We start from the raw sequence: 21352 nt of genomic DNA, 5'->3' as shown, positions 1-21352 counted from the left end.
TAATTACCCTTTAATGAATTTAAAAATATTTTCTTCTGCCGTGTTGGGGTTGGAAGTGATTTTGACAAAATAGACTCCTTTCGGTAAATCCTGGATGCTAATTTTGTAAGAGGTTTTTGATTCTACGGCTCTTAAGACCTGACTTTTTAACTTCTTTCCATTCAGGCTGTAAATATCCACATAATGATCAGTCCTTTCAGTTTGCCCCAAAATATCCAGATTTAAAAAATCAAATGCGGGCACAGGATATAGATTTAAACTCAATGATGATCCTGTTTCTAGAGTTCTGACACTGATAACCTGTGAATAGCTGAAGGTTAAATCTTTGTCAACCATTTTCAAGCGATAATATGTAGTTCCCTCGATTATTTGATCGTCCTCAAAACTCAAAGAATGTATGCTGTTTTCTGATGTGCCCGGTTGGAGTGCAAGCATTTGGATGGGTGAAAATTCAATTTCTGAATTAGATTTTTTTTCTACGATATAATGTGAAAAATTATGATCAGCGATACCTTGCCATTGTAAAATATTATGCCCGTCCTCCTGCAATACCTTAAAGGAAATCAATTCCAGTGGTAGGACTTGACCACATACAATAATGATTCCGTTTCCGTTTGGTCCTCCGCTGGTAGCTTTAAAAATGTCGCCAGGGCATGAAGGGTTCTTCCATCCACCGGTTGTTCCATCTCCGGTTACACGAATCACAGGTCTGAGTAGATTGGCTGAACCACATTTGTATTGAGCTTTAAAACAGAACGGATCCAAATCCGGAAATTTTGCATTTGGAGTACCAATACCGTTATCTCCATAGTTTGTTCTCGGATTGCCGTCATTGTCATCTACATAAAATCCGGGTCCCGGCAAGTCAAAATTTCGGGCTTTGATAGAATCAATGTAAATCCATCTTCTATTTCCATATTGGGTGTTTTGCGTTCCTGTGGGTCCTTCAAAATAGGTAACTCCCGATTGTAAGTCATCAAAAGCCATGAAAATACCATGAACCCAATTGGTAGAGGCTTCAAAAAAGCCATCCAATTTAAAACAGAATTCAAAATCTATAGTTCCTTGAGCTGGGCTCTCGTACGTTCCCAGACCTGATGTAGCCATGAACTTGGTGATGTATATGTTTCCTTTGGCGCATTGTCCCTTTAGACCATAATTTGTTGTAATGGTGAGAGAAAGAACCAACCAAACCAAGTTGAAAAGTTTCATAAAAGTCTGATAATTAGTTAAATAAACTTTGTCGCTCCAAGTATTGGGACGGCACTCCTTGAATGATTCAAAAAACATGCCAAATACCTATTCTAAACGTATGAGGAACAATATTTTATACTTTGATCAAATCAGGTAACTTTTAATTAAATCGGAAGACCGAGAACTATAAACACTGATAAAAAGATAGAAACCAAAGTTCTTTTAAATTAAATTGTGGGAACGATTGAATTTAAAACTGTGTTTCAATATCATTAATTCAAAAATTGTAAGTATGGGAATTTTCGACTTTTTAAAGAATGAGTTTGTTGAATCCATCGATTGGGTAGATGTTGATGGGGAGATTGTACTGTATAAATTTCCGGACAAACAAGCTGATATTAAATACGGAGCTGCCCTCACAGTTAGACCTAGCCAAGTTGCTATTTTTGTAAATGAAGGCCAAATAGCGGATGTTTTTCAGGAAGGACTTTACACTTTGGAAACGCAAAATATGCCTTTGCTTACGAAATTGAAAAATTGGCAAATGGGCTTTAACTCTCCTTTTAAGTGTGATGTATATTTTGTAAGCCTAAAAAGTTTTACCCAATTTAAGTGGGGAACCCCAAATCCTATCATCATGAGAGATTCTCAGTTTGGACAGGTGAGAGTCAAGGCTTTTGGTACTTATATGCTTAGAATAAAGGAGCCGGTGTTGTTTTTTAAAGAGTTTGCAGGTAATAAGCCTTTGGTCAGGCAACAAGAAATTGAAGCTACCATGCGGGATTTTATTTCCCCAAAATTTGCCGAAGCTCTTGCAGAATCAAAAGTTTCAGTAATGGACATGGTTTCCAATTATTCGGAAATTGGGAATAAAGTACTGCCGTTATTACAAGATGACTTTGATCAATTCGGTATAACCCTTACTAAATACGTTGTCACAAGTATAAGTCTGCCAGAAGAAGTTGAAGCTTTCTATGACAAAATAACCAACATGAATATGGCACAGGACCTGAACAGATTGACTCAATTTGAAGCAAGTCAGGCTATTCAGAAAGCTGCCGAAAACCAAGGAACAACTGGTGCTTTTATTGGAATGAATATGGGCGCTAACCTTGGAAATGCAATTAACAATCAAATGCAATCTGCGCAATCGGTTTCAACAGGTCTTTCGGAAAAGGAGAAAATTATGGACACCATTAGGGAATTGGGAAAGTTAAAATTGGAAGGATTGCTTTCAGATGCCGAATTCGAAGAGAAAAAGAAAGAACTTTTAGCAAGGTTATAGTAGGCGGCTTACGAACTAAATGGTTGAGTTGTCCGGTATATATAGTCCTAAGTGCCCTTCATGTGGAGGTTCCGTGGTTTATTCGCCAGACTCAAAACACTTGACATGTGAATACTGTGGATTCTCAGAAGATCTTCCTGTAGGAAACGATCAAATAGCTGAAACTATTTTAGACCTTCAAAAGGATCAATTTGAAGAATTAAATTTTGATATTAATTCTGAAAAATTATTGAATTGTAATTCATGTGGAGCTAAATTTTCAATTTTTCATGAACAGTTGAAAGTAAATTGCCCTTTTTGTAATTCTGAGAAAATTCACGAAGAAGCTGTTTTACAAAAATTGATAAAACCGGTTGGGATTGTTCCATTCTATTTAGGAAAAAGAGAAGCGGAGAAAAAATTCAAGATTTGGTTAGGACAGGGATGGTTCCACCCATCGGGCTTAAGCAAAACTTCAACTTTAGATCATTTGCAGGGAATTTATATTCCATTTTGGACCTTTGACTTTCAGACAAATGCTCAATGGTGTGGAGAGGCGGGGTATGAATATACGACCTATCAGAATGTTTACGTGAATGGCAAAATGCAATCTCAGCCAGTCACTAAAATCAGGTGGGAATACAGATCAGGAAACTTAAATCATTTTTTTGATGACATTTTGGTGGCAGCTTCAGATCGTATTGATTCTAGATATAGGGAAAAAGTATCAGGTTATAAATTGACGGAAATGGTCAATTTTGATAAGCGATATTTATTAGGTTGGCAGGCAGAAGTATACAATCAAGACATACGCACTTCTTATCCCTTGGCAGAGGCAATGGTTTATGAGCAGGTCAGGCACATGTGTGCTGCACAACTTGGAGGAAATGTTCAAAGAAACCTCAGTGTTCAAACCACTTTATCCAATCAAACTTTTAAGCATATATATTTACCATTGTGGTTAAGTTCATATGAGTACAATGGAAGAATTTACCATGTTTTAATAAATGGACAAACAGGAAAGGTAATCGGAGATAAACCTTTATCTTGGATAAAAATCAGCTTACTTTTGTTTTCATTTTTACTAATTATTTTTGTCATCTGGTGGCTAAGGGAAAGTGGGGTAGTACGCATTTAATTTTCTAATAATAAAAAACTTCATGACACAACAGATCCAAATATTTGTAACAGGGGGTACTTTTGACAAGGAGTATAACTTTGTATCAGGCCAACTCTTTTTTAAGGACACGCATTTAAATGAAATTTTGGAAAGGGGAAGATGTTCATTAGATTTGGATGTAAAGACACTGATGATGGTGGACAGTCTTGAGATGACAGACTCTGACCGTGAAATCATACTACACAATTGTCAGAAAACAACCTCCAGCCATATTTTAATTACACATGGAACAGATACCATGGTAAAAACAGCTGAAGCCCTTGCAAAGGAAAAAATCATTGGAAAAACTATTGTGCTTACCGGAGCTATGATTCCATATGCCTTTGGTAATTCATCTGATGGTTTTTTCAATCTTGGAAGTGCTCTTGCATTTGTACAATCACTTAAACCGGGCATTTACATTGTAATGAATGGGAGATATTTTGATTGGGATAAAGTTCAAAAAAATACCAAAACTGGATTCTTCGAAGAAAAATAATCAAATAGAGGCTTCAAATTTAGCTACACCACTTTGCCCATAAAGAGGAATGATTTCTGTCATTTTAAACCAATCTTACCACACTTTTATGTCCTTGGTTTACTATCTGAGTTGTTGTTGTAATAGCCTTTTAAATCTTTACTTTTCTTCTTCCCCTTAGTAGTGGATGCCAGTTGTAGTGCATTGTAAGCATTTATCATCCCACCAGTGCTGGATAGATCTGCAAATTTAATTGCATTCCCCCTTCCTGGACGAGTTACTTCGATTTTACTTTTTACGGTTGATTCTCTTAGGATTTTTCTGACCTGCTTGGCAGTAAGATTTGGATAATAACTTCTAATAAGCGCTGCAACACCCGCCGCAATGGGACTTGCAAAAGAAGTGCCCTGCATATTTTCGTAACCATTGTCAGGAATTGTTGAATATATTACCATTCCGGGTGAAAACAAGTCAACATTTTTCTTTCCATAATTAGAAAAACCTGCCACCATTTGTTCTCCTTGATAAGGAGACAAGGCTCCCACCTCTATCCAGTTGGATACAGAACGAGATCCAAACAGGTTTCTTTTTTTAATATACTTATTTGGAAAGTTGTCTACTTTGTCAATATCAGCTGACCCATTTCCTGATGCATGTACAATTAATACATCTTTTGATTCTGCATATCTCACTGCAGCATCAACCTCGTCTTTGTTAGGTGAATCGCCTTTTCCGAAACTCATGTTGATAATAGTGGCGCCATTATCAACTGCATATCTTATAGCGTTTGCGACATCTTTATCTCTTTCATCGCCATCCGGGACACATCGAACACTCATGATTCTTACCTGATCAGCAATGCCATCCATACCTTTGCCATTATTTCTGACAGCTGCAATACAGCCAGCCACATGAGTTCCATGCTTGGCATCGGGTCCTCTCACATCATTATTGCCATAAAATCGTTCTTTAACATTATTGTAATCATCGCCTACTATTTTTCTTGAATTGTAGTCAGGATTAAAGTTGAATTCGAGTTCTTTGGAAAATTGTCCAATTCCCTCTGCATATTCATTTTCTATAAATTTTTTTAATTGTTCAGCAGTACTTAATTGAGGTTCATTTTCTAAAATGTTTCTGGCAATGCTTATCCCAATCGCCAATTTTTTTGAATCATTGTCTTCAATGGAATTAAGATTTTCCATGGTTAATGGTTTTGCTCCCAAAGCGTTGGACACTGCGTCCAAACCAGATTTTACTTGATTTTGTGAAGCCAACATACCTTCTAGATTCGATTTGGCTGTAGCTCGCCGACTTTCAACATTGTCCTTGTATTTTAAAAATTTGCTGTATTCTTTTTTCTGTTTTGAATTTAGCTTGTCGGGATCTGCATTTTCATACTTATATCGCAATGCTGCATAAAGTCTGGTTGTCTCATACGTATCTGCCCCCACATTTCCATTTTTTCCACCTATAAAATTCCACCCATGGATATCGTCTACATAGCCATTTGAATCATCGTCTATCCCATTTGCCGGAATCTCTGCATGATTGATCCACATGATAGGCTTAAGGTCTTCGTGTTCCGGGTCTACTCCGGAATCTAAAACAGCAACAATCACTGGTTTGGCTGTTTTATTTTTCAATAGTTCTTCATAAGCCTTTTGAGAGCTCACTCCATTGAAACCGTCTTTGGTAGGATCTAAGTGAAACCAATTTTTTGGAATTTCGCTTTGAGCATGTACCGCAAACGATATTAGACAGGTTAATGTAAAAAGTGAAAAGCACTTGAGAAGTCTTGGTTGCATAATTTTATATGAATGTACAGGATAAGAAACGTAAAAATGTCCTGCTTGTTGAGCAGTTTATCAAAACTTATGAGATTTTATCAAATAAATAAAGGACTGAAATGTCAAATAATATTTATCGTTTTCAAAAGTTGTTAAATTATTCAATTTAATTTTATATGTAATTGATAAACAATATTATATATAGATGTAATTTAATTATATGTAAGAAAATTCATATATGATGTTTTTTGATTTTTAAGAGCGCCTAATTAAGTTTCTAACAACAAAATTAAATATTATATATTTGCATTAATAATAATATTTAAGATGCTGATATAAGCATGTGTAAATGATATTTTTACAATATGGTGCGAAGTTTAATGCTTGTTTTATGGTTGACCGGAATGAAGCTTTCCGCCCAAACTATAGACATAGGACTATCCTTAGTCGGCTCTAATTATAGTGGCGACTTAACCGAAAACTCAATAATTGCTATAAAACAGACCAACTTAGGAATTGGGTCTAATGTCCGATATGAACTGAATGATTTTTTGGCGGCTAAAGTCCAATACCTTTACATGGTAGTGGAAGGTTCCGATTTAAAATCAAAAAGAGAATGGCAAATTCAGAGAAATCTTCAATTTAGAACAGCCATCCACAATGTCGATATTTTGGGCCAAATCAACTTAAGTGGGATATTATTTCAACAGAAAAAGCGATGGAATCCATACTTGACATTGGGGTTGAGTTATTTTAATTTTAATCCAAAAGCAAAGTACCAAGATCAATGGGTTGAACTCAAACCATTGGGGACTGAAGGTCAAGGGATGAAGGGGTATGCGGAACCATATAAATTAGATTCGAAAGCCTTGACATTTGGATTTGGTGGTAGATATTTTTTTAGTCCAAATTTATCTTTAACAGTTGAATTTCTTTGGAGACAAACCAATACTGACTATTTGGATGATGCTTCAACGAATTATGTGGATTATGATGAATTAAAAGCGCAAAATGGTTTACTTGCAGCAGAATTGGGAAATAAAATTAAGGCAACCGGAGGGAGTCAGAGAGCCAATTCATCTGACAATGATTGGATCCAATCAGGTTCGATTGGGATAAGTTATCATTTTAATTCTCCATTTAAAGGGGATTCTGATAGATTTAAGAAGAAGGCTATAAGTTGTCCAAAATTCAGATAAAGTAATGTTGAAACCCAGCCCCAAGGAGATCCTTAAAAAGTACTGGGGATTTGAAGAATTCAGATCAATTCAGGGGGAAGTAATAGAATCAATTATTGGATCTAGAGATGCTTTAGCACTCATGCCTACAGGCGGAGGAAAATCTCTTTGTTACCAGGTTCCGGCACTTTGCATGGAGGGTTGTTGTGTGGTGATTTCACCTTTAATTGCCTTGATGCAGGACCAAGTAAATCAATTGAAACTGAGGGGAGTAACTGCAGAGTTTATTCACTCAGGATTGCGTTATAAAGAAGTAGAAAGAATTTTAGACCAGTCCAGAAGAGGAGCAAATAAATTGTTGTATGTTTCACCGGAAAGACTTCTCAATCAAAATTTTCGAGAATCAATAATTAATTTTAAAATCAGTTTTATTGCGGTAGATGAAGCACATTGTATTTCCCAATGGGGATATGATTTTCGACCTGCTTATTTGAAAATCAATGAATTTAGATCTTTATTTAATTGTCCAATACTTGCGCTTACTGCAACAGCCACAGATGAGGTACAACTCGATATACTTAAGCAATTGGGGATTCCAACAGCCAAGATTTTTAAATCAAGTTTTAAAAGAGAGAATCTTTCGCTAGTTGTAAGAGAACAGGAAAACAAATCTTCAGAAATCGTTCATATACTTAAAAAATTGAAGACTTCTGCTTTAGTCTATGTTAGAAACAGGAGGCAGACTGTTGAGATTTGCAATGATTTGCAGAGGGAAGGTATAAGTGCCGGATTTTATCATGCTGGTTTACCAGTGGAATCCAGAAACGAAAGACAAAAGTCCTGGATAGAAAATAAAATTCGAGTAATGGTTTGTACCAATGCATTTGGCATGGGCGTAGACAAGTCTGATGTATCTGTGGTAATTCATGCTGACTTACCTAATAGTCTTGAGGAATATTTTCAGGAAGTGGGGCGTGCAGGTAGAAATGGTTCTAAGGCTTATGGGGTATTGTTGTATCACCAAAAAGACATTCGACGCATTCAAATACAATATGAAATTTCATTTCCATCTATTGAAGAAATTCGATATGTGTATCAATGTTTGAGTTACACCCTTGATTTAGCGGTTGGTTCGACCATGGTTGACAGTGTTGATTTTGATCTTGTCAGTTTTTGCAATCGGTATAAGTTAGAATTGAATAAAACTATAGGATGTCTTAAAAATCTTGAACAATCCGGTTATTTGTATTTGTCAGAAGCGTTTCATCATCCAAGCCAAATGCAGATTTTGGTTTCTTCTGAAGAATTGTTTGGAATTTATGAAGGGAAGCCACAAATTGAAATATTAATTAAATCTATCCTCCGTTTATATGAAGGGATTTTTAGCGTCACTGTAAAAATTCAGGAACTTCAATTGTCTAAAATTACCGGGCTTTCAAATAAAATGATTATAAATATTCTGACCTCATTGCATAATTCAGGAATAATCAAATATTTGCCTCAATCTGATAATCCTAGGATTCAACTTTTGCTAGAGCGAATACCCTCTAAAGAAATTGATATTGATGAACAATGGTTGAAAATTAGAAAATCTGCTTTTAATAAAAGAGTTAATTCCTTGCTTGAATATTTATCTACAAGTCACTGCAGACAATTTTTTATAATGAATTATTTTGGAGAAAATCGAATGGAGGATTGTGGAATATGCGACAATTGCATTGGAAGGAAAAATTCGACCATTAATTCTGAACTTAAAACTGAATGGAAAAAATTTATTTTACAAAAATTAGAAACCAAATCTACGATGATCCTAGTAGAGCTGTTTCACTTATTTCCAAGTAATAAAAAGGAAGAAGTTGAATTATTGTTAGAAGAACTAATTGGAGAAAAATTAATAGAAAGAAAATACGATCAATTATTTTTTAGAAAACCAAAGTAAAAATACTTAACAATTAACTTAATTTCTAAAGACCTATTCTTTAATAAATTTTTGAATTTCTTCATTAACAAACAAGAAATATACACCAGGTTGTAATTGGCTGATGTCAAAAGTTAATGGATCATTCAAGATTGGACAATTAATTATTTTACCATTGAGGTCAGTTATTTTAGAAAGTTGAGGAGATAGATTTTCTCTTGCTTCAACAACTAAAACACCTGAAGCTGGATTGGGATAGATGCGCAACTTCTTGGCTCTATCATTTTTGGTGCTAGCAATTTTACTAATTGTGTAGGATCCATCCAGATCAAACATTTTTAATCTAAAGTAATTAACCAAATTTATATTTGTAGGCAAGGTCTCAATATAATAGTTCTTTAATACATTAGAATTGCCAGCTGCTTTTACCTTTTGAAAATCCTTAAAATTTCTGCCATCAAAACTTTTTTCAATTACAAAATGAGAGACATTTTGTTCTACTGCAGTTTGCCATCTGATTTCAATGCTTCCATTTTTAGAAATTTCGGCAGTAAAGTCCACTAACCGAATAGGCAGTATCAAAAAATCTGATATCACTCCACAAACAGTTAAATTAGACCTCTTTCCTTCTGCAAGAAAAGAAGCCGTAGAATTGCACTCAGCCACAAATGTAAAATCTTCACAAAAAACTGTTCCTACAGGGAGGGTTTCAATATTTTTAACCCTGGTCATTGTACCATATGTGTGGTTAACTGCAAATTCAACAGTTTTTGCATCAGTGGTAGATTTTTTTAAACAAAAGCGAATGGTGAATAGGCAATCAGCTCCACCAAAATTCTGTTTAGATACGATGGATAAGCTATTATTTATTGTTTCTATACAATCTTGTGCAGAATTTGAACCAATTATGCCTAAAAATAAAATGATAAAAACTATGTTTTGCTTCATCTGTCAATAGTTAGTTTTTGGTGTAACTGTAAAAATAATGTAAATAATATTACTGTTCAAATTAACTACATATATAATTTATTTATAAGTGTAATGTATTTGTATTTAATAATTTATGTATAAATATTAAACTCGTCACAATTTAGCGTTGTGTCTTAAAGCATCTTTCTAATTTAAAATCCCTAATCTTTAATGTACAAGATGGAATTGTCCAATAAATTATTTCCAGACTTTAGTTTTAAGTATACTCTTGCGGTCAGGATAACATCCTTCATGCAATATTCAGAAATTCTTGGTAAATCTTTTTCCTCCCAATAAACTCTACCAACATCTTTTCCACTAATATCGGACTTCGAAGAGGGTAATTGGAGGCAGGATGCCAGTAAGTCAAGAGAAGTAAAATGCTTGTAATCTCCAAACTTCCACATTTCCATTGTGTCCACAATATGCTGAATTTCCCATGGTTTTTTATTGTTCAGTTGAAAGATTGCAGGAAGAGTCAACCCATTTATAATTGCTCTTCTGCAAATGTAAGGGATGTCAAATTCCTTAATGTTATGACCACAAAATCCGGAAAGATTGGGGTTGTTATAATGATTAAGAACCAAATCAAAAAACTGGCTTAAAATGACTTTTTCATCATTGCCAAAAAAGCTTTTTATGCGGAAGACCTCATCTTTGAAAAAACCAATACTTATGCAGACAATCCTTCCAAATTCAGAAAAAATTGCTGCCTTTTCGCTGTAGATTTCAGCTGGTGACTTAAGTGGTTCAGAGGTAAGGTAATATCTTGATTTCGAGACCCACAAGTCCCGCCATTCCGGACTGAGCTGATCAAATGAGGATACCGAACTTACAGTTTCGATGTCTAAAAATAGGATTTTTCGAGTGTCCATAATTCATTGATTTAGTGTGTTTAATAATTAAATGACAATAATTTTGGTTGTTTTTTCATTAATAAGTAAATTTACGTCTTAACAAATAGGATATTATGACAGATAACAGATCAAATCAGAATTTAAAAGCTGCTGTTTTAGTAGCAATTTTAGCCCTTTTTGGTGCTAATGTATATCAATTTGTAAACAACAGAGGACTGCAAAAGGATAATTTAGCCAAAGAAACAGAAATTGTTGAGTTGGACAAAGCCAAAGTTGAGCTTGAAAAACAATATCAGGAATCGGTTGCTGAGCTCAACACCATGAAAACAGATAACGAGGAATTGAATAAAAGTATTGAAGTTCAGAAGGAAGAACTTAGGTTGCAAAAGGAGAAAATAACCTTGTTATTAGGGGATAGTAAAAACTTAAGAGTCGCTAGAAAAGAGATGGAAGGCATGAAAGCGAAGCTCACTGAATATGTAGCAGAAATTAACAAATTAAAGGAAGCAAACCAGTCATTGACGGCCTCTAATCAGAATTTAACGGTTGAAAAAGAAAATTTGTCCAAAGACCTTCAAATGAAAAGCGCTGAAAATCAACAACTTGCTGAAGCTAAAAATGCTTTGGCATCAGATAAGGAGTCGCTCAGTAAAGAACGGGAGAGTTTGAGTCGAAAAGTTAACAGAGCATCTTCTATTGCGGTGACTAAAATATCTGCAGAAGGATATCAGAATAAGGAAGGTAAGAAGCCATCAGGAAAATCTAAGGCCAAAGATGTTGATTTTGTTGAAGTCTGTTTTAAAACGACCAACAATGCAAATGCAGATGCAGGTAATGAATCATTCTATATTAGAATTATAAATCCGATTGGAGAAACCCAAACCATAGAATCTACTGGTTCAGGTATTATTAAAAATGAAGCCACAGGTGAACAAGTTAAGTACAGTGCAAAAGCAAATGTGAATTACAAAAATGACGTTCAGGAAGTTTGCGGAAAATATGAGAATCCTGGAGCTTTTCAAAAAGGGGTGTATCAAGTTGAAATTTACAATAAGGGCTTTCTGGTAGGTACCGGCACCTTTAAACTTAAATAATATCAAGCTGAATTATTTTAAGAACCATATGTGATTTTGCTAAATTACATATGGTTTTTTTTATGTTTGTCCCTTTAAATCTAAAACTTCCCTGAATATGGCTAAAATTCTAATGCTGGGTTCAAATGGTCAAATTGGAACTGTTTTGGCCAAAGCACTGATGGACAAGTATGGCCCGGATGAAATTATTACTTCTGATGTCAGAGAACCAAAAGAGAAGCAAAAGAATTTTTTAATAATTGATGTCTTGGATAAGGACCTTATATCACAAGTGGTTGACGAATACAAGATAAGTCAAATTTATCATCTTGCAGCCATACTCTCTGCAAGTGGCGAGAAGAATCCTGCTCTTACCTGGAAAATTAATATGCAAGGACTTCTTAATGTTTTAGATGTTGGTGTGGAAAGAAAATTAGAGCGCATTTTTTTTCCAAGTTCGATAGCAATTTATGGGCCGAGCACACCTAAACAAAATACCCCGCAGTTTGCAAGTTTTATGCCAACCACAGTGTATGGTATAAGCAAAATTGCCGGAGAGATGTGGTGTGAATATTATTTTAAGAAGTTTGGTCTCGATGTTAGATCTCTTAGATATCCAGGTGTGATAGGATGGCAATCACTACCCGAAGGAGGAACAACAGATTATGCGGTGGAAATTTTCCATGAGGCAATAAAACATAAAAAATACAGCTGTTTTTTAAAAGAAAACACAAGGCTTCCAATGATTTATATGGACGATGCTATTCGAGCAACCATTGAATTGATGGAGGCTGATGGTTCGAGGTTGAGCTTACGATCGGGTTATAATCTGGTTGGAATGGATTTTACACCAGGTGAACTTGCCAATGAAATCACTAAAAGTATATCAGATTTTAAAATTGAATACCACCCTGATTTTCGACAAGGTATAGCTGAATCTTGGGCAGAGTCAATAGATGATTCCGAAGCCCGTGTAGATTGGGATTGGAAGCCTAATTATAATCTTGCCGCCATGACAAAAGAAATGTTGGCAAAACTCACCCCCATCGTTTAACTGCGCCCAGTTTAAGCTTAAATGATTAACAATGAAAGCGATACATTTTGATCATTACCATCAATTGTTTTTTTTATAATAATTATAACTAGTTGATAATAGACAATTTTTATATTTAATAAATAAGTAATATTATTAATTCCGCTAAAAAAGCAATAAAGATTGTAGTTCTACTTAATTTTGCGGGCAAATTCAAACATATGAAGACCAGATATTCTGATGAAGAGTTAGAAGAGTTTAAGGCCCTGATTGATGAAAAATTGGTGAGTGCCAAATCCGAGTTACAGGGCATAGAGCAGCAGATCATGGAGATGCGGGAGAATATGGCCGATGAGCAAGGTGGTGATTGGTTTGACGACAGCTCCATTCATACAGATATCGAGTTTCTGACCAAAATGGCTGAAAGACAACGCCAGTTTGTTCAAAACCTTGAGCTGGCTTTGGTTAGGATTAAAAATAAGTCTTATGGTATTTGCTCAGTTACAGGAGAGTTGATTGATAAACAAAGATTACTCTTAGTTCCTCATGCAACAAAAAGTGTAAAAGCCAAGGAGCGAGAAGCCCCTGTTCAAAATGAGGATGCAAGACCAAATTCTCAGTTTGAAGAAGAGGACAACGAAGAGCGTATAATTGAAGAATAATTTTCAGAATGATTTTTCAATTGTGATACATTTTCATGATTGATTAATTAGATGAATTTTAAACTTACTTATGAAACATAAGTTTGGCATAAAGCCAATTGATAGATAAAAATGATGATGATAAGAATTCTAGGTTTCGCAATGCTTGCATGCTCCCTGAATTCATGCTTTCCTCCTATTGAAAATGTTTCTTCTTCCTTGGAATATTCACTTAAAGACCCTGTTGTAAAACAGATTTTTGAAGCTAGGGACAAAAGGAATTCTGATTCTCTTAAATTATTTTTGAATAATGAGCAAGCGAAGTACAGAATACTTTCTGCCGAGGCTTTTGGCTCATATCATGATTCAACTTCTGTCCATGTATTGTCTGAGCTGATGTTGGATCCGTTTCAAGAGGTCAGACAAGCAGCCGTCTGGGCTTTAGGACAAATAGGACATCAGTCAGCTGAAAAGGAATTGATAAAAGCATTCATACCCGTAGATTCTACAGGCCTTTTCCTAAAAACAAATATGATGATACTTGAAGCCCTTGGCAAATGCGGAGGGGATTCAACTCTTCAAATGATTTGCAATGTAAAATCATACCAATCTAAAGATACGGCTTATATTCTCGGACAGATATTGTCAATTTACAGATTTGGGTTAAGAGGTAAATTTTGTGCGCAATCCTTTCCTAGATTGGTCGAATATGCTACCCAAAGAAAATATTCTGATGAAGCTAGGTTAATAGCAGCACATTGTCTCCAACGGTTTAGAGAAATTGACACCAAGCCTTATTTTGATTTGATAAAATCAGCTTGTTATGAAGAAAAAAATCCCAATGTAAGAATGTGTTTAGTAACGGCATTAGCCCGCGTGGGGAGTCAGAATGCTTTGACTGAGTTGGAAGAATTATACAGGCGTGGGTTAGATCAAAGAATTCAAGTTAATATTATAAAAGGTCTTCAAAATTTTAAAACAGGTAATGCATCTGGGCTTGCTTTAAAGGCTATACAAAATCCTTCCATTCATGTGGCTTATTTGGGAGCGCAATATTTTTTGGAAAATGGTAACGAATTGCATGAAGAAGCTCTTGGAGCTATACTTCAACAAGGCGGTTTGTCATGGCAAGTTAAGAGCGTTGTGTATGATGCAATATTGAGAATTGTCCCCGGGTATAAAAAGTTAACTCGCGAAATCTTAATTAATCAGATTAAGGGTTTAGTGGCATCCTCAAAAAATCCATATGAAAAATCAGCTTATCTTAAATGCTTGTGGCGTGATCCAAAGGAAATTCAATACCTAATAAGGATAGCAGAACAAAGTCCTGCTGCAATCATAGACTTAACTACTACAGAGACTATATTAAAAAGCACAAAACATCCATTATTTTCTGTCATCTATAAGGGTGCCAAAAACCCCATTTATAAAATTATTTCAACTCATCTGCAATCAGCTATTGCAAAATCAGATTTGGGCAGTCTATCTATAATGGCCGAGCATTTTTATCAGGAATCCGGACTGTTGAAATATTATTTTAAACCAGACTCTTCATTCAAAGAGGCCATGAAATTATTGTCATTGCCAAGAGATGTTGAAACATATAATGATCTAGAAAAATACTTGGCTAAAAGTGGTAAAAGGAAGGCAAATACAATAATACCTGTTTTTAATCATCCCATTAATTGGTCTTTATTGGCTGAAAAGTCTGACACAATTTCTGTTGAGATTGAAACAGACAAAGGAGTTCTGGAATTAGAATTGTATCCTAAATTTGCTCCTGGTACGGTCTCAAATTTTATTGATTTGATACAGAAGGATTTTTTTAAAGATAAATTTGTTCACCGGGTTGTGCCAAATTTTGTCATTCAAGCAGGATGTCCAAGAGGGGATGGTTATGGAAGTCTTGATTATACTATTAGAATGGAGTCTTCGAGATTTTTAAATTTTCAAGAAGAAGGAATTTTGGGGATGGCAAGCGCAGGCGCGGATACAGAATGCAGTCAGTTTTTTATTAGCTTTTCGCCTGCACCACATCTTGATGGTCATTATTCTGTTTTTGGAAAAATGATAAAAGGGAATGATGTTATGAGCATTATGAATGTCGGTGATAAAATTCTTAGTATAAAATTAAAGACTTAATTAACTCAAGATAATTTATGAAAAATACAGCGCTTACAGAAATACATATTGCACTTGGAGCGAAAATGGCTGAGTTTGCAGGGTATAATATGCCAATATCATATTCTGGAATAAAAGAGGAACATGATGCAGTTAGAAATTTCGCCGGGATGTTTGATGTGTCACACATGGGTGAATTTATTATTAAGGGAAAACAAGCATTTGACTTGATTCAAAAAGTCACCTCAAATGATGTCTCAAAACTTGAAATAGGCCAGGCACAATATTCTTGTATGCCAAATTTGACAGGAGGAATTGTGGATGATTTATTGGTATACCGACTTTCTGAAGACCAATGCGCTGAAGGAGAAAAGGCCTATATGCTGGTTGTGAACGCTTCCAATATTCAGAAGGATTTGGATTGGATTAACATTCATAATTCATTTGATACAAGAGTGATTGATATTTCAAATGAGACAGGACTTCTGGCAATCCAAGGTCCCGGCGTTGTTGGATTATTACAGGAACTTACAGATATTGAATTATCATCAATTCCTTATTACTCCTTTCGAAAGGGACGATTTGCCGGTGTTGACAATGTTTTGATATCTGCAACAGGTTACACAGGGAGTGGTGGTTTTGAAATTTATGCTGAAAACAGTCAAATAGCTCATATTTGGAATGAGGTATTTAGAATTGGAAACCCAAAGGGACTTTTGCCAATTGGACTTGGTGCAAGAGATACACTTAGATTGGAAATGGGATTCTGCTTGTATGGAAATGACATTGATGATACAACATCACCTTTAGAAGCTGGTTTAGGATGGATTACTAAATTGAATAAAGGTGAATTTATCGGCCGCGATTTAATGCTTGAACTTAAAGCAAAAGGGGTAAAGAAGAAATTAGTTGCAATCAAATTGGAAGACAGAAGAGTGCCTAGACATGGGTACATTGTGGTTGATGAAAGTGGAAAAGAAATTGGAGTCGTTACGTCAGGGACATCATCTCCATCTTTGAATTGTTCTATTGGACTATGTTACGTGCCAAATGAATATTCTGCCGAGGGTAGTATTGTATTTGTTTCGGTTGGATCAAAAAACTTAAAGGCAGAAGTAGTGAAACTACCATTTTACAAAGGGAAATAGCCATATATCATCATTGAAATTTCTCTTCCTGTTATTCTTTAATGCCTCCAAAAATTTAAAGTGCAAATAAAACCTATAAGTTATTCTTTTCCCGACCTTGTTAGAGTTGAAAATTCTGCGGAGTTTTTTGAGACCATTAAAGATAACTTCCCTCAAAAAATGAGTGAAGGAATTTTTTTAGAAGGTAAAAAAAGCACTATTTTTTTGTACAGGATTCTTGCTAAGAAACGCCAATATCATGGTGTGCTGGCTGGAGTGGACATAGAAGAATATTTGAAGGGCAATATAAAAAAGCACGAGAATACTTTATTGAAACAAGAGGAAAACATTGTTAAATTAACTTTAGAGCGTAATGCAATAATTAAGCCCGTATTGCTTACTTATAAATCAACTCCCAAATTGAGAGAGTTGATTATGGAAGGCTTTCATAATAGGAGTCCCAAATTTGTACTTGAATTTTCCAAGGAAAAACAAATCCATGAACTCTATGCAATTACCAAAGAAAGTGAAATTAAGGCTTTTCAGAAACTGTTTGATAAATTCGTAAATAAATCCTATATAGCAGATGGGCACCACAGAATGGCTGCAGTAAGCTATATCCTTGAGCAAAGTCCGGAGTTAAAAAATCATGGCCTTAATTATATTCTTTGTGCTTTGTTCGATTTGAAGGAATTAAGTATTATGTCTTACAATCGAATGTTTTCACTATCAAATATTGATGAACTACCATTTTTGTTAAAACATCTAAAAGGTTGGTCTGATGTTAAAAAATTGCGCAGTGTAAGGCTGCCCATGAAAAAACATGAATTTATAATGTACACGTCAAAGGGTCATTATTCAATAATATGGAACAAGAAAATAGTTGCACAAAATAAGAAATCTAATCAAATAGTCTATGATATTGATTTGTTCAATGATTATGTTTTAACAAAGGTTTTTAAAGTTTTGGAAGTCAGATCTGATCCTAGAATTCAGTATGTGGAAGGGATCAAAGGCGTAAAACCAATTTTGAAAGGTATCAATGAGAATCAAAACCTGATTGGATTTAGCTTCTTTCCTGTTAAATCTAGGGATTTTGTAAAAACAGCAGATACGGGAAAAATTTTACCACCTAAAAGTACATGGTTTGAACCGCGGATTCGAAATGGAATTATAGTTCAAAATTTGTAGTTATTGTATAAATTTGATCTATATGTTGAGAGTTTATAGTGATCATATTTTTAATGGCTATGAGTTTTTAGAAAATGCCGGATTAGTTTTTGATCTTAATGGAAAAGTGTTAGAGCTATCTACTGCTGGTAGTTTTGACAAAAGTGCATATGATTATTATCCGGGGCTACTAGTGCCAGGTTTTGTAAATGCCCATTGTCATCTTGAATTATCTCACCTTCAGAATAAAGTTGATTCTGGAACAGGTCTTCTGCCATTCCTTCAAAGTGTGGTAGGATTGAGAGAGATTTCTGAAGAAGAGATCCAATTGGCTATTATGAAGGCCGATGCCCAAATGGTTGAAAATGGTATTGTAGCGGTTGGAGATATTTCAAATAAATCTGATACTGTCGCTTGCAAATTAAACAGCAAGATTATATATTTTAATTTTATCGAGGCTTTTGATTTTATGCAAGAGGAGTTGACCCATCAATTTTTTGATAAGTATTTCAAAACCTATCAACAGTATGGCGATCTCCGTAAGTCAATGGTCCCCCATGCTCCATATTCAGTCACACCTGAATTGTTTCAATTGATTTCTCAACAAAATTCAGAGTCTACAGTTATAAGTATTCACAATCAAGAAGTACTTGATGAGGATCAGTTGTTTCTTTATAAACAAGGAGGTTTTTTAAATTTTTATCAACATTTTGGATTTAATTTAGATTCCTTCAACGCCACAGGAAAAACCTCAATTCATTACACATTGGATCATTTAGATCAAAGGCATAATGTCCTTTTTGTTCATAATACCATGATGAAATTTGAAGATATTCTTGAAGTTAAAAGTAGATTTTCGAATTCTTTTTTTGTTACTTGTCCCAATGCTAATTTATACATTGAAAATAGGCTTCCGGATTACAAATTGTTTATGGATGCGGGTGTGTCAATGTGCATTGGAACAGACTCGCTTTCTTCCAATTGGAGTTTGTCAATACTTGAGGAACTTAAGGCCATTCAAAAGTACAATGGATGGATTCCATTGGAAACATTGTTTTCATGGGCAACCATTAATGGAGCAAAAGCCTTAAGAATGGATGATAGATTTGGCAGTTTTGAGATCCAAAAAAATCCTGGTTTGAATTGGATACAAAATGTCGAATTTATTAAGGGGAAATTGAATTTATCTCGTTCGGCCGTAGTCAAGAAAATTTTATGACATGAAAATTTGTTAATATGGTTGAATCCGTTTTTGATCAAATTGTTTCATATACTGGCTTAACCTCGCGACAAGTTAAAAATACGCTTGATTTATTGGAGGATGGAGCGAGTATACCATTCATCGCAAGGTACCGTAAGGAGAAAACTCAATCTCTAAATGAACAAGAGATACGACTTATTAAGCAAGCAAGCCAAATTTTCGAAGATTTGTTTGATAGAAGAAATTTTATTTTGCAAAAGCTTGATGAACAAGGAGTATTAACAAATGAATTAAAGACAAAAATTTTAGGAGCGAAAGATCTGATTTCATTGGAAGATCTTTATTTGCCTTATAAAAAGCGTAAAAGATCTAAAGCTGATATAGCTATAGAGAACGGTCTTGAACCGTTAGCCATGAAAATTATTCAGAATATAAATATTGATCTAAATACTGAAATAAATCAATTTATTCCGACTCCTTATCATTCAAGGTCTGAAGTTTTAGATGGTATAAAATTTATAATTTCAGATTTCATTAACAGGGATGATGAGCTCAGACACAGATTAAGAAACAGGATGTGGAATGAAGGATTGCTGGTCTCAAAACTTTCTAAAGGTAAGGAACTAAGTGCCGAAAAGTTTAAAGATTATTTTGATTTTAAAGAGTTGTTAAAAAAAATCCCTTCTCATCGTTATCTTGCCATTAGAAGAGGTGAAGAAGAGAAGTTGTTGAAAGTTGATTTATTTTTAGAGGATGATGTTTTTATTAAAATTATTGGCAGAAAGTATTTTAGTCTTGGTTCTAAGGATTTATTACTTTTAATGAGATTAGCTGTCGAAGAGTCTTGGACTCGACTACTTTACCCATCTTTAGTTTTACAAATTCATCATAGATTAAAGGAAAAGTCAGATCAAGCAGCTATCGATGTTTTTGGAATGAATCTTCGTCAAATTTTATTGGAAGCTCCATTGGGATCTAAAAAGATATTGGCCATCGACCCAGGATTCCGTTCTGGTTGTAAGGTGGTGTGTTTAGATGCTAGAGGTAACTTGATTGACCACTTTGTTATATTTCCATTAGAACCTGTTCTAGAAAAATATAAGTCTGCTGAAAAGCTATTGTCTTCATTAAAAGTGAATGACATTTCAGATATTGCAATTGGCGATGGAACAGGAGGTAGAGAATTAGGGGTTTGGTTGTTAGAGATTTTAGATGGAAAAAATATAAACGTCCATGTAGTTAGTGAAAGTGGCGCATCTATCTATTCCGCATCTGAATTGGCTGGTTCCGAATTTCCTGATCTTGATTTGACATTTAGAGGGTCTATTTCAATAGGAAGACGTTTGATGGATCCATTATCAGAGTTAATTAAAATTGATCCAAAATCAATTGGCGTAGGACAATACCAACATGATGTTAATCAAAAGTTACTAAAAGATAGACTGGATCAGGAAATTGTAAGCTGTGTTAATTCAGTTGGAGTGCAGGTTAATACGGCTTCTGCTCAACTTTTATCACATGTCAGTGGAATAGGTTTAACATTGGCAAAAAGTATAGTTGATTATCGTGATAAAAATTTGGAATTTAAAACCAAGAGTCAATTTCTAAATGTGCCTAGATTTGGACAAAAAGCCTTTGAACAGAGCGCTGGATTTTTAAGGATTAGAAATGGAACTCATCCTTTGGATAATACAGGTGTTCATCCTGAGCGTTATGTTTTGGTAGACGCAATGGCTGCTTCCTTAAAACATAGATTGTCGGAATTAATTGAGTCCAAAGAATTAATTGGTAAAATTGATTTATCAAAATTTATTTCTGAGGAGGTAAATATTGATACCCTTAGAGATATCATTAATGATATATCAAAACCTGGACTTGATCCAAGGGGAGAAATCAAGTTATTTTCTTTTGACCCGTCGGTAAAGACAATAGATGATGTCTTTCAGGGAATGATTTTACCCGGAATTGTTTTAAATATTACTCAGTTTGGTGCTTTTGTTGATATAGGAATTAAAGAATCCGGACTGATTCATAAATCTGAAATAAGCGAATCATTTGTAGATGATCCTTTGAAATTATTGAAGCTTAGACAGAAATTAATGGTCAGAGTAATTTTGGTTGATCACGAAAGAAAGCGAATTCAATTAAGCATAAAGAATGTTGACTGGAAAATTTAGTT

General features: G+C 34.8%; 17 protein-coding genes. 13 read left to right on the top strand and 4 right to left on the bottom strand.

From position 1 onward, the window contains the following. Positions 1-3: 3 nt before the first annotated feature. Positions 4-1212, bottom strand: coding sequence for a T9SS type A sorting domain-containing protein (locus tag IPJ53_11905; GenBank protein ID MBK7799808.1), 1209 nt, complete (start codon positions 1210-1212; stop codon positions 4-6). Between the two features lie 274 nt (positions 1213-1486). Between IPJ53_11905 and IPJ53_11900 the strand changes: the two genes are divergently transcribed. From IPJ53_11900 to IPJ53_11890, 3 genes are read left to right on the top strand one after another with little or no spacing between them, the layout of a single operon-like run. Next, on the top strand, positions 1487-2479 hold the full coding sequence (locus IPJ53_11900; protein MBK7799807.1) for an SPFH domain-containing protein: 993 nt from the start codon (positions 1487-1489) through the stop codon (positions 2477-2479). Between the two features lie 28 nt (positions 2480-2507). Continuing rightward, on the top strand, positions 2508-3596 hold the full coding sequence (locus IPJ53_11895; protein ID MBK7799806.1) for a hypothetical protein: 1089 nt from the start codon (positions 2508-2510) through the stop codon (positions 3594-3596). A gap of 22 nt (positions 3597-3618) precedes the next feature. Next, positions 3619-4116 (top strand): asparaginase, encoded by a 498-nt coding sequence (locus IPJ53_11890; protein ID MBK7799805.1) that lies wholly within the window; start codon positions 3619-3621, stop codon positions 4114-4116. An 86-nt stretch (positions 4117-4202) separates the two neighbouring features. On the opposite strand, the gene IPJ53_11885 is transcribed toward IPJ53_11890, so the two are convergent. Then, a complete protein-coding gene (locus tag IPJ53_11885; GenBank protein ID MBK7799804.1) occupies positions 4203-5903 on the bottom strand; it encodes a S8 family peptidase in 1701 nt (566 codons plus the stop codon). Positions 5904-6250: 347 nt separating this feature from the next. Here IPJ53_11885 and IPJ53_11880 point away from each other — a divergent pair, with 347 nt between their 5' ends. Further along, positions 6251-7084, top strand: a complete 834-nt coding sequence (locus IPJ53_11880; GenBank protein ID MBK7799803.1) for a hypothetical protein — start codon at positions 6251-6253, stop codon at positions 7082-7084. 4 nt (positions 7085-7088) lie between these two features. Next, positions 7089-9002: a RecQ family ATP-dependent DNA helicase gene (locus IPJ53_11875; GenBank protein MBK7799802.1), complete on the top strand. Its 1914-nt coding sequence runs from the start codon at positions 7089-7091 to the stop codon at positions 9000-9002. Positions 9003-9035: 33 nt separating this feature from the next. Here IPJ53_11875 and IPJ53_11870 read toward each other — a convergent pair whose 3' ends face one another. Then, positions 9036-9929, bottom strand: a complete 894-nt coding sequence (locus IPJ53_11870; GenBank protein ID MBK7799801.1) for a T9SS type A sorting domain-containing protein — start codon at positions 9927-9929, stop codon at positions 9036-9038. 182 nt (positions 9930-10111) lie between these two features. Then, positions 10112-10825: a 3'-5' exonuclease gene (locus IPJ53_11865; protein MBK7799800.1), complete on the bottom strand. Its 714-nt coding sequence runs from the start codon at positions 10823-10825 to the stop codon at positions 10112-10114. A 95-nt stretch (positions 10826-10920) separates the two neighbouring features. Between IPJ53_11865 and IPJ53_11860 the strand changes: the two genes are divergently transcribed. The 8 genes from IPJ53_11860 to IPJ53_11825 all read left to right on the top strand — a co-directional run bounded on the left by IPJ53_11860 (position 10921) and on the right by IPJ53_11825 (position 21350). Further along, positions 10921-11901, top strand: coding sequence for a hypothetical protein (locus IPJ53_11860; protein MBK7799799.1), 981 nt, complete (start codon positions 10921-10923; stop codon positions 11899-11901). Between the two features lie 97 nt (positions 11902-11998). After that, positions 11999-12934, top strand: coding sequence for an NAD-dependent epimerase/dehydratase family protein (locus IPJ53_11855; protein MBK7799798.1), 936 nt, complete (start codon positions 11999-12001; stop codon positions 12932-12934). Between the two features lie 200 nt (positions 12935-13134). Beyond that, positions 13135-13575, top strand: a complete 441-nt coding sequence (locus IPJ53_11850) for a TraR/DksA family transcriptional regulator (protein MBK7799797.1) — start codon at positions 13135-13137, stop codon at positions 13573-13575. 117 nt (positions 13576-13692) lie between these two features. Continuing rightward, positions 13693-15696, top strand: coding sequence for a peptidylprolyl isomerase (locus tag IPJ53_11845; protein ID MBK7799796.1), 2004 nt, complete (start codon positions 13693-13695; stop codon positions 15694-15696). A 17-nt stretch (positions 15697-15713) separates the two neighbouring features. After that, a complete protein-coding gene (gene gcvT, locus IPJ53_11840; GenBank protein MBK7799795.1) occupies positions 15714-16823 on the top strand; it encodes a glycine cleavage system aminomethyltransferase GcvT in 1110 nt (369 codons plus the stop codon). A 159-nt stretch (positions 16824-16982) separates the two neighbouring features. Next, positions 16983-17993 (top strand): DUF1015 domain-containing protein, encoded by a 1011-nt coding sequence (locus tag IPJ53_11835; GenBank protein ID MBK7799794.1) that lies wholly within the window; start codon positions 16983-16985, stop codon positions 17991-17993. Positions 17994-18015: 22 nt separating this feature from the next. Further along, positions 18016-19191, top strand: a complete 1176-nt coding sequence (locus IPJ53_11830) for an amidohydrolase family protein (protein ID MBK7799793.1) — start codon at positions 18016-18018, stop codon at positions 19189-19191. Between the two features lie 17 nt (positions 19192-19208). Then, the gene (locus IPJ53_11825) at positions 19209-21350 is read left to right on the top strand and encodes a helix-hairpin-helix domain-containing protein (GenBank protein MBK7799792.1); all 2142 of its coding nucleotides are present in this window, start codon (positions 19209-19211) and stop codon (positions 21348-21350) included. The last annotated feature ends 2 nt before the right edge of the window (positions 21351-21352 follow it).

It is taken from the genome of Candidatus Vicinibacter affinis, assembly GCA_016714365.1.
Taxonomy (GTDB): domain Bacteria; phylum Bacteroidota; class Bacteroidia; order Chitinophagales; family Saprospiraceae; genus Vicinibacter; species Vicinibacter affinis.
Note: the sequence above shows the minus strand (reverse complement) of the source record. Positions and strands in the feature narration are given on the sequence as shown.